Origin of the sequence: Brevundimonas sp. (assembly GCF_030656255.1) — a bacterium.
Lineage (GTDB): Bacteria > Pseudomonadota > Alphaproteobacteria > Caulobacterales > Caulobacteraceae > Brevundimonas.
This window is the reverse complement of the sequence record NZ_JAUSOE010000154.1, coordinates 1-10,358: the sequence shown is the minus strand read 5'-3', so window position 1 is coordinate 10,358 and position 10,358 is coordinate 1. Positions and strand designations below refer to the sequence as shown.

Here is a 10,358-nt window from a genome sequence, read left to right as displayed (position 1 = left end):
GTCATCCTGGCCACGGGATCGGAGCCGGTCGAACTGCCCTTCCTGCCGTTCGGCGGCGACGTCATCTCCTCGACCGAGGCGCTGAGCCTGTCGGAGGTCCCCAAGAAACTGGTCGTCGTCGGCGGCGGCTATATCGGGCTGGAGCTGGGCATCGCCTTCAGGAAGCTGGGCGCCGAAGTCGCCATCGTCGAAATGGCCGAGCGCATCCTGCCGCTCTATGACAAGGTCCTGACCGATCCGGTCGCCAAATGGCTGGAGACGCACGGGGTGGAACTGCACCTGGGCGCGCGCGCCGGCGGGTTCGGGAACGGCAAGCTGAACGTCACGACCAAGGACGGCGAACCGCTGCAACTGGACGCCGACAAGGTGCTGGTCACCGTGGGGCGTCGGCCCCGCACCCAGGGCTGGGGTCTGGAGAATATGGGCGTGGCCATGGCCGGGCCGTTCGTGAAGATCGACCAACGCTGCGCCACCAGCATGAGGAACGTCTGGGCGGTCGGCGACCTGACCGGCGAACCCATGCTGGCGCACAAGGGCTCGGCCCAGGGCGAGGTGGTCGCGGAGATCATCGCGGGCCACGACAGGGTGTTCGATCCGGTCACCATCGCCGCCGTCTGTTTCACCGAGCCGGAGATCGTTTCGGCCGGCCTGGGTCCGAACGATGTCGCGGGCCGCGACGACGTGATCCAGTCGGTCTTTCCCTTCGCCGCCATCGGCCGGGCCCTGGCCATCGAGGCGGGCGAAGACGGCGGTTTCGTGCGGGTCATCGCCTCCAAGTCGGATCACCGCATCCTGGGCGTCCAGGCGGTCGGCCAGCATGTGTCGGAACTGTCCAACAGCTTCGCCCAGATGCTGGAGATGGGGGCGGTGCTGGAAGACGTCGCCGGAACAATCCACGTTCATCCGACCCTGGGCGAAGCCTTCCACGAGGCGTCTCTGCGCGCCCTGGGGCACGCCATCCATATCTGACGGCTAAAGCCGGTCCAGCCGCTTGGCGTGGTTCGCCACCATGCGCAGCGCCAGGCCGTCGGGCAGGAAGCGGGCTAGGCCGGCCATGAGATTGTTCATGACGCCGGGGGTCACGCTGGGCCGGTTCGCCTCGCAGGCGTCATAGCCGATGCGGGCGACGCGGGCGGCGTCCATCCACATCCAGGCCGGATAGGCGCTGGACACCTGGTCGCGCGAGCCGTTGACGTCATGGAATTCCGTCAAGGTGTAGCCGGGGTTCAGCACCGTGACGTGGACCCCGGTTCCGAGGGTCTCGAGATACAGGCCCTGTGACGCCTTGATCAGGAAGCTCTTTATGGGTCCGTACAGGGTGTCGCCGCCGGTCGCAGGCATCTGGCCGGCCAGGGAGGCGACGTTCAGCACCCGGCCGAAGCGTCGCTCGACCATGCCGGGCAGCAGCAGGCGCGACAGTTCGACCGGCGCCGTCAGCATGACCTGGATCATGGCGCGGTGGGCGGCCAGGTCGGTGTCGAGAAAGCCCGTCACGCGGCTGAAACCTGCATTATTGACCAGGCCGTCTACGGTCAGGCCGCGCGCCGCGACGGCGGCGATCAAACGTTCAGGCGCCGCTGGGTCCGACAGGTCTTCGGGAAGGACAGTGGCGGCGACGCCGTGGGCGGCGGCCAGGGCCTCGGCCAAGGTCTGAAGCGGCGCTTCACGTCGCGCGGTCAGGATCAGATCCCACCCCTCGGCGGCGTAGGTGCGGGCCAGGGCCGCGCCGATGCCGGCGGAGGCGCCGGTGATCAGAACCGTCCGTTTCATGCGTCGATCCGGCCCCGCTCAGGCCTCATGGTCAAGCCGCGACGGGGCAGGCGGCGTGAGGCGCATAGGCGGCGAGAGACAGGGGGTTCTCGGCCAGCAGGTCGGCGATGGTGATCTTGGACAGAGCCTCGGTCGCGGCCTCGTCGGCGGCGGTCAGGGCCTTGGCGACCTGGCGCGGGATATGTTCGCTGATCGGGCAGCCCTTGGCCCCGGCCGGCGGCGAACCGATGTGGGCGCAGCCGTTCACCGCCTTCAACACCTCGTCCAGCCGGATGTCTTCGGGTTGGCGCAGCAGCCAGGATCCGCCGGTGGCGCCGGGACGGGTGGCGATCAGTCCCGCCTTGGCCAACAGCGCCGTCACGCGTCGCACCACGACGGGATTGGTGGGCACGGAGGCGGCCAGCAAGGCGCTGGGCGCCGCCTGGGCAGGCGAAAACGCCCCCTTGTGGGCCATATAGGCCAGGGCGTGGGCGGCGACGGGGAAGCGCTGGCTGTCTGACATGGTTGTGTTCCTGCCTGGAAAATAGGCGCTCCCGGGCCGAATCACAAATCCTTGTGGTTCAAGGGGAAACCGAATCCCGGCGCCCACGATTGATGCGCGCGTGGAATGAGCCTAAAGGCTCGCCGCTTTGAAGGGCTCGACCTGTCGTCGGAGACCCGGAGGATACGCATGGCCGGGGATACTCCCCACGACGCGGACGCTCTCCCCGCCGCGTCGAATACGCCGGACAAACCCACCCACGCCACGGGACCCGAGTCCCATGCTCCCGGCGGCCAGATCGCCAAGCACGGCGGCTTCTGGGCTCTGACCCTGGGTGCGATCGGCGTGGTGTTCGGCGACATCGGCACCAGCCCGCTTTACGCCCTGCGTGAAGCCATCGCCCATGCCCAGTCGGGCGTCGGCGGCGAACTGGCCGTGATCGGCGTCGTGTCCCTGGCTTTCTGGGCCCTGATGGTGGTGGTGACGTTCAAATACGTCTTCTTCCTGATGCGGGCCGACAACAAGGGCGAGGGCGGCACCCTGTCGCTGATGGCCCTGGCCCAATTCGCGGTCGGTCGGCGCAGCGCCTGGATCTTCATCCTGGGCGTCTGCGGCGCGGCGCTCTTCTATGGCGACGGGATCATCACGCCCGCCATTTCGGTTCTGTCGGCCGTCGAGGGCCTGCAGGATGCGCCCGGTCTTGCTGGGCGTCTGGACTCCTTCATCGTCCCCATCTCGGCCGGCATCCTGATCGCCCTGTTCATGGTCCAGTCACGCGGCACCGCCAGCCTGGCCAAATATTTCGGCCCGATCACCGCCGTCTGGTTCCTGTGCCTGGGGGCGTTGGGCCTGTACCATATCTTCGACGACGTCAGCGTGCTGCGCGCCCTGTCGCCCCACTATGGCGTCATGCTGCTGATCAATGACGGATTCCTGGGCTTCATCATTCTGGGCAGCGTCTTCCTGGCCGTGACCGGGGCCGAGGCGCTTTATGCGGACATGGGCCATTTCGGAAAGGCGCCGATCCGCATGGGCTGGCTGGCCTTCGTCCTGCCCTGTCTGACGCTCAACTATCTGGGCCAGGGCGCACTGATCCTGGACAATCCCGGCGCGGCCGAGAACCCGTTCTGGAATATGGTGCCCCAGTTCGCTTACTGGCCCATGCTGATCCTGGCCACGGCCGCCACCGTCATCGCCTCGCAGGCCGTGATCACCGGCGCCTTCTCGGTGACCCAGCAGGCCGTTCAGCTGGGCCTTCTGCCCCGGATCGACATCCGCAACACCTCCGAGACCCAGGCCGGCCAGATCTTTGTGCCGGCGGTCAACAGCTTCCTGATGGTCGGGGTTCTGGTGCTGCTGGTCGTGTTCCAAAGCTCGCACAATCTGACCGCCGCCTATGGGGTCGCCGTGACGGGAACCATGCTGGTCAATACGCTGATGGCCTATTCGGTGATCCGCAAGGGTTGGAAATGGCCGATGTGGGCCGTGGCCGGGACCCTGGTTCCGTTCGCCTTCATCGACAGCGTCTTCCTGACCTCCAACCTGCTGAAGATCCCGGATGGCGCCTGGATGCCGCTGGTCCTGGGCGCCTGCCTGGTCCTGATCATGTGGACCTGGGTGCGCGGCACCCAGATCCTGACGGCCAAGACCCGCAAGGACAGCCTGCCGCTGAGCGACCTGATCGAAATGCTCCAGGCCCGACCGCCGCACCGCGCGCCCGGCACGGCCATCTTCCTGACCAGCGACCCCGACGTCGCCCCGGTCGCCCTGATGCACAATCTCAAGCACAACAAGGTGTTGCACGAGAAGAACGTCATCCTGACCGTGCGCACCTCTGAGCGGCCGCGCGTCAAGGAGGCCGACCGGGTGCGGATGGAACCGATCAACGACGACTTCAAGAAGCTGACCATCACCTATGGCTTCATGGAGACGCCGAACGTGCCCCGCGCGCTTGGCCTGTGCCGCAAACAGGGGCTGAAGTTCGACATCATGTCGACCAGCTTCTTCCTGGGTCGCCGTTCGCTGATTCCATCGGCGCGCCAGGGCATGCCCCTGTGGCAGGACCGGCTGTTCATCTTCCTGATGCGCAACGCCGCCAACCCGACCGACTTCTTCCATATTCCCCCCGGCCGTGTGGTCGAGCTGGGCGCGCAGGTGGCCGTATGAGTTCCGAAGGACGCGGCGGGGCCGGTCACAGTTCGCAGGCGCGCGGACGTCGCATGGCGACCAAGGGCCGGCCGCGTCCGGCTCCGGCCGAGGTCGCCCAAGGCCCCTCGCAGGACGACATCGGCGTCGAGGCCCGCGTCGTCGCCGGCCTCCTGCTGAACGCGGCGCTCGAGAAGCGCAACGGCCTGGACGAGGCCCTGTCCCAGCCCGCAGCCCGCGCCCTGGAGCCCGTCGACCGCGCCTTCGCCCGCGCCGTGGCCATGGCCGCCCTGCGCCGCCTGGGTGAGATCGACCAGATTCTGAACCGCCGCCTGCAGAAGTCGCCGCCCGAGGCCGTGCGCACCCTGATGCGCATCGCCCTGGCCCAGACCCTGGTGCTGGAGACGCCCGCCTTCGCCGCCGTCTCCACGGCTGTGAAACTGGCCGAGCGCGATCCCAAGACCCGGCCCTACAAGAACCTGGTCAACGCCGTCCTGCGCGGCGTGGGCCGCGAGGGGCCCGGCCTGACCACGGCCGAGAGCAATCTGCCCGACTGGATCGCCGCCCGCTGGAAGGCCACCTATGGTGAGGCGGCCCTGACCGGCTTGGCCCTGGCCGCGCGCGAGGAGCCGGCCACCGACCTCAGTCTGAAGCCCGGCGTCGATCCCGCCGCCGTGGCCGCCGCCGTCGAGGGCGAGGCGCTTGAGGGCGGCACCGTGCGCACCGGCCGTCGCGGCGACGTGGCGACCTGGCCCGGTTTCGACGACGGCGACTGGTGGGTCCAGGACGCCGCCGCCGCCGTTCCGGGCCGCCTGCTGGACGTAAAACCAGGCGAGACCGCGCTGGACATGTGCGCCGCGCCCGGCGGCAAAACCTTGCAACTGGCCGCCGCCGGCGCCTCGGTCACAGCCCTGGACCGCTCGGCCCCGCGCCTGAAACGCCTGACCCAGAACCTTGAGCGCACCGGCCTGACCGCCGAGGTGATCGCCGTCCCGGCCGAGGACTGGGAGGACGACCGCACCTTCGACGCCGTCCTGCTGGACGCCCCCTGCACGGCCACCGGCACCTTCCGCCGCAATCCGGAAGTCCTGCGCGCCACCAAGCCGGCCGAGGTCGCCAAACTGGCCGACGTCCAGCACCGGCTGCTCGACGTCGCCGCCGAACGGGTCAAGCCGGGCGGACGGATGGTCTATTGCACCTGTTCCTTGGAGCGCGAGGAGGGCGAGACCCAGATCATCGCCTTCCTGCGCCGCAACCCCGGCTTCCGCACCGTCGCCGCCGACCCCGCCGCCTTGGGCGCCCCGCTAGAAGCCCTGACGCCCGAAGGCTGGCTGCGCATCCTGCCCTCCATGTGGGCCGAACATGGCGGCCTCGACGGTTTCTTCGCCGCCAAGCTGGAACGGGTTTCCTGAGCGGGAGCGGCTTGCTCCCGCTCGCAAGCCGTCCTATCCGAGGGGCCATGGCCGTTACCCCCCTGATCTGCCCGTCCATCCTCGCCAGCGATTTTGCGCGGCTGGGTGAAGAGGTCCGCGCGCTGGAAGCCGCGGGCGCCGACTGGATCCATGTCGATGTGATGGACGGCCATTTCGTGCCGAACATCACCCTGGGCCCGGATATCGTGAAGGCGATCCGGCCGCACACCAGCCTGCCGTTCGACGTCCACCTGATGGTGGCGCCGGTCGATCCGTGGCTGGAGGCCTATCGCGACGCGGGGGCTGACCTGCTGACCGTCCATCCCGAAAGCGGGCCGCACCTGCACCGCACTCTGGGCCGCATCCGCCAGCTGGGGGCCAAGGCCGGGGTGGTGTTCAATCCGGCCACCCCTCTGTCGATCCTGGAGGAGGTCGTGGACCTGGTCGATCTGGTGCTGATCATGTCGGTCAATCCCGGCTTCGGCGGACAGAAATTCATCGACAGTTCGCTGCGCAAGATCGCCGGGGCCCGCGCCATTCTGGACCGCGCCGGTTCAGCGGCCCATCTGCAGGTGGACGGGGGCGTGACCTCGGCCAATGCGGCGGCCTGCGTCGCCGCCGGGGCCGACGCCCTGGTCGCCGGCTCCTTCGTGTTCAAGGGTGATTATGCGACCAATATCGCCGCCCTGAAGGCCGCCCCGGCCGTCGCGTGAGCCCCATCGGTCCCTTTGCCCCGCGCGGCGCCGAAGCCACGCCCGACGTGGCCTCGGGTCAGATCCCCGGTCTGGCCGGCGCACCGGTGCGGACCCCGGTGCGGTCGGGCGAGACGGTGACGGGACCGCGTCTCTGGCCGGCCATCGCCGGACGTCTGGTCACCCGTCAACTGTGGATCGAACTATACGGCCTGCCGGGTTACAGCCTGACGCTGAGCCCGATCCTGGGCGGGGGCAAGGTCACGGCCTTCGCGGCCACGCCGCGCGATTTCCGGCCGCACGATCCGGCGCCGGGCAAGAACCTTCTGGTCGGGCGTTTCGTCCTGGCGGGGGCCTCGATGGAGGTCGAGGCGCCGGCCGATCCCTGGAACCGTCCCAGCCCGTCGCGACCCTTCGCCGTCGAACTGCATGCCTTCGCCTGGCTGCCGGCCCTGATGAGCCTGGGCGAGCGCGGGGCGCGCGAGGCGCTGCGCCTGACCCTGGGGTGGGCCGAGGCCTTCGCCCGCTGGTCGCCTTTCGCCTGGGGGCCGGAAATCCTGCCGCGCCGGGTGATCAACCTGGCTTGCGCCGCCCGCAAGATGGGCGCGGTCGCGACCGAGGCCGAGCGGCTGAAACTGGCCGACACCCTGGCGCGCCAGACTCGCCAGCTGTTGCGTCCGCCCGGCGGCCTGGCGACCCGGGCCGAACGGCTGACGGCGGCGGCCATCGGCGGCTGCGTCCTGGCCGGGGCGCCGGGTCAGGCCTTGCGGCGTCGCGCCCTGTCCGGCCTGGCGAACGCCCTGAAGACCACGGTCCTGGACGACGGCGGACACGCCTCGCGCAGTCCCGAGGCGGGGCTGGAGCTGCTGCTCGACCTGCTGACCCTGGACGACGCCCTGGCGCAACTGTCCGAGCCGACGCCGGAGGCCGTATCAGGCGCCATCGCCCGTCTGACCCAGGGCCTTCGGCTTTTGACCCTGCCCGACGGCCGCCTGGCCAGTTTCCAGGGCGGAGGGCCGTCCACCGCCGCGCGGGTCGCCGCCGCCCGCGCCCATGACGAGACCGCAACGACCAAGGGCGATCAGGCCCATCCGCCGACCGGAACCGTCGCCGGCCTGACGCGGATCGCCAGCCCCTTGCTGGCCATCGTCGCCGACGCCGCGTCGCCGGCCGGGGGCGCCTGGGGGGCGTCCGCCTGCGCCCAGCCGATGGCGCTGGAGATCGCCTGCGGCAAGGATCGGCTGGTCACCGGCTCCGGCTGGACCCCGCGTGCGACCGATCGTCAGGCCCTGCGGCTGACGCCCGGCCATTCGACCCTGACCCTGGGCGAGCGGTCGCTGAACGAACCCCTGGGCGGCTGGAAGGGCGAACTGCTGGGCCCGCGCCTGGTCGGCCCGCCGATCCATGTGACCACCGACCAGCGCGACGGCGACGGCGCGGTCTGGCTGGACATGGAACACGACGGCTGGAACGAGGCCTTCGGCCTGAACCACCAGCGCCGTCTCTATCTGGACCAGCGGATGGACGAACTGCGCGCCGAGGAGAAGCTGTTCCCGACGCCGGGCCGCAAGGAGATGATCCGCCAGATCGCCGCCCCCTACGCCATCCGCTTCCATCTGGAGCCGGGGGTCCAGGCCTCGCTGGCGCGCGACCGTCGCTCGATCCTGCTGCGCGGCGCCTCGGGCCGGGGCTGGTGGTTCCGCACCGACGGGCCGGATGTGGCCATCGAGCCCAGCGTCCATATCGACGCCGGCCTGACCCGCCGCTCGCTACAGATCGTGGTGCGCGGCTCGGCCCGCACCGACAGCGAGAGCCGGATCCGCTGGAAGCTGAGCCCGGCGGGCGCGAGCGGCGATCCGACGTGACCGACGCCGGCCGCCTGCGGATCGTGCGCGGTCTGCATACGGCCATCTATATCGTCATGTCCGTGGCCTGTTTTGTGGTCCTCTATGCCGGGATTTCAGGGCGAGACGGGCCGTGGCTGCTGGTCGCCTTGGTTCTGGTCGCCGTTGAGACCATCGTCTTCGTCGCTTCCGGGCTGAAGTGCCCGCTGACCGCGATCGCCGTCCGATATGGCGCCCGCCCGGACGGCGCCTATGACACCTTCTTTCCCGAACGATGCACGCGTCACACCTTTCGGGTCTTCGGTCCGTTGATCGCGCTCGGACTGGTCCTCAACGCGCTGCGCTGGTTCGACCTGCTCTGATCCGTCCGCATACGGGGTGACGCACGGGCGCCCCGGTGCTAGACGCCGCGCCATCCTCCCCCAGCCTTCACGGACGCCGCTTCATGCCCGCCGCTCCCGACTTCCCGCCCGCCCCCGACCGGGTCAAGCCGCAACGCGCCCTGATCTCTCTGTCCGACAAGGCCGGACTGGAAGACGCCGCCCGCACTCTGCACGACCTGGGCGTCGAACTGGTCTCGACCGGCGGCACCCGCGCGGCGATCGCCAAGCTTGGCCTGCCGGTCAAGGATGTGGCCGATCTGACCGGCTTCCCCGAGATGATGGACGGCCGGGTCAAGACCCTGCACCCCGTCGTCCACGGCGGCCTGCTGGGCGTGCGCGACGCCGCTGACCACATCCAGTCAATGATCGACCACGGCATCGACGCCATCGATATCGTCTGGATCGACCTCTATCCGTTCGAATCCACCGTTGCTTCCGGCGGCTCGTTCGAGGCGGCGGTCGAGAATATCGACATCGGCGGCCCGGCCATGATCCGTTCGGGCTCCAAGAACCACGGCTATGTCGCCGTCGCCGTGGACGGCCCGTCCATCGGCCTGATCCTGGAGGCGCTGAAGGCGGAAGGCTCGACCGATCTGGCCCTGCGCAAGCGGCTGGCGGCCCGCGCCTTCGCCCGCACCGCCGCCTATGACGCGGCCGTCTCCGGCTGGTTCGCCCAGCAGATCGACGACGTCGCCCCGGCCCGCAAGTCCATCGCCGGTTCCCTGGCCCAGACCCTGCGCTACGGCGAGAACCCGCATCAGACCGGCGCCTTCTATCGCACCGGCGAGGCCCGTCCCGGCGTGGCCCATGCGACCCAGATCCAGGGCAAGGAGCTGGGCTACAACAATATCGCCGACGCCGACGCCGCCTATGAGCTGGTCGCCGAGTTCGAGGCCCCGGCCGTGGTCATCGTCAAACACGCCAACCCCTGCGGCGTCGCCGTGGGCAAGGATCTGTCGGAAGCCTACGCCCGCGCGCTGGAATGCGACGCCGTCTCGGCCTTCGGCGGCGTGATCGCGGTCAACCGGCCGCTGAACGGCGACGACGCCCGCGCCATCACCGGCATCTTCACCGAAGTGGTCATCGCCCCCGGTGCGGACGATGATGCCAAGGAAGTCTTTGCTTCGAAGAAGAATCTTCGCCTGCTGATCACAGACGGCCTGCCCGATCCGCACGGACCGGGCGAGGTCTTCCGCTCGGTCGCCGGCGGCTTCCTGGTCCAGAGCCGCGACCGCAGCCTGATCAAGCCGTCGGATCTGAAGATCGTCACCCAGCGCCAGCCGACGCCGACCGAGATCCAGGACATGCTGTTCGCCTTCACCGTGGCCAAACACGTCAAGTCCAACGCCATCGTCTATGCCAAGGACGGCCAGACCGCCGGCATCGGCGCCGGCCAGATGAACCGCCGCGACAGCGCCCGCATCGCCGCCATCCGCGCCAAGGAGGCGGGCGAGGCGAAGGGTCTGGCGCATTCCCTGACCGAGGGTTCGGCCTGCGCCTCCGAAGCCTTCTTCCCCTTCGCCGACGGCCTGCTGGAAGCCGTCGCGGCCGGCGCTACCGCGGTGATCCAGCCTGGCGGCTCCATGCGAGACGCCGAGGTCATCGCCGCCGCGGATGAAAAGGGCATCGCT

At 69.4% G+C, this 10,358-nt stretch carries 9 protein-coding genes; 7 read left to right on the top strand and 2 right to left on the bottom strand.

Translation table 11 applies throughout. The features are described from left to right. On the top strand, window positions 1–969 hold a 969-nt coding region (locus Q7J26_RS15265; RefSeq protein WP_304937240.1), incomplete at its 5' end, for an FAD-dependent oxidoreductase. Window positions 970–972: 3 nt separating this feature from the next. On the opposite strand, the gene Q7J26_RS15260 is transcribed toward Q7J26_RS15265, so the two are convergent. Continuing rightward, window positions 973–1,770, bottom strand: coding sequence for an SDR family oxidoreductase (locus Q7J26_RS15260; protein ID WP_304937239.1), 798 nt, complete (start codon window positions 1,768–1,770; stop codon window positions 973–975). A 31-nt stretch (window positions 1,771–1,801) separates the two neighbouring features. Continuing rightward, a complete protein-coding gene (locus Q7J26_RS15255) occupies window positions 1,802–2,272 on the bottom strand; it encodes an Rrf2 family transcriptional regulator (protein ID WP_304937238.1) in 471 nt (156 codons plus the stop codon). Window positions 2,273–2,440: 168 nt separating this feature from the next. On the opposite strand from Q7J26_RS15255, the gene Q7J26_RS15250 reads away from it, so the two are divergent. The 6 genes from Q7J26_RS15250 to purH form a co-directional block, all read left to right on the top strand. Beyond that, the gene (locus tag Q7J26_RS15250) at window positions 2,441–4,417 is read left to right on the top strand and encodes a potassium transporter Kup (protein ID WP_304937237.1); all 1,977 of its coding nucleotides are present in this window, start codon (window positions 2,441–2,443) and stop codon (window positions 4,415–4,417) included. A 53-nt stretch (window positions 4,418–4,470) separates the two neighbouring features. Further along, the gene (locus tag Q7J26_RS15245) at window positions 4,471–5,808 is read left to right on the top strand and encodes an RsmB/NOP family class I SAM-dependent RNA methyltransferase (RefSeq protein ID WP_304937236.1); all 1,338 of its coding nucleotides are present in this window, start codon (window positions 4,471–4,473) and stop codon (window positions 5,806–5,808) included. Window positions 5,809–5,855: 47 nt separating this feature from the next. Beyond that, window positions 5,856–6,521 carry a ribulose-phosphate 3-epimerase gene (gene rpe, locus Q7J26_RS15240; protein ID WP_304937235.1) on the top strand — a complete coding sequence of 222 codons (666 nt, stop codon included), beginning with the start codon at window positions 5,856–5,858 and terminating at the stop codon, window positions 6,519–6,521. Next, window positions 6,518–8,365, top strand: a complete 1,848-nt coding sequence (locus tag Q7J26_RS15235; protein WP_304937234.1) for a heparinase II/III family protein — start codon at window positions 6,518–6,520, stop codon at window positions 8,363–8,365. The genes rpe and Q7J26_RS15235 overlap by 4 nt, the downstream gene beginning before the upstream one ends. Next, complete coding sequence (locus Q7J26_RS15230; protein WP_304937233.1) at window positions 8,362–8,706, top strand: hypothetical protein; 345 nt, start codon at window positions 8,362–8,364, stop codon at window positions 8,704–8,706. Before Q7J26_RS15235 ends, Q7J26_RS15230 begins: the two co-directional genes overlap by 4 nt. Before the next feature lie 83 nt (window positions 8,707–8,789). Then, window positions 8,790–10,358: bifunctional phosphoribosylaminoimidazolecarboxamide formyltransferase/IMP cyclohydrolase (gene purH, locus Q7J26_RS15225; protein WP_304937232.1), on the top strand; the 1,569-nt coding region annotated here is incomplete at its 3' end.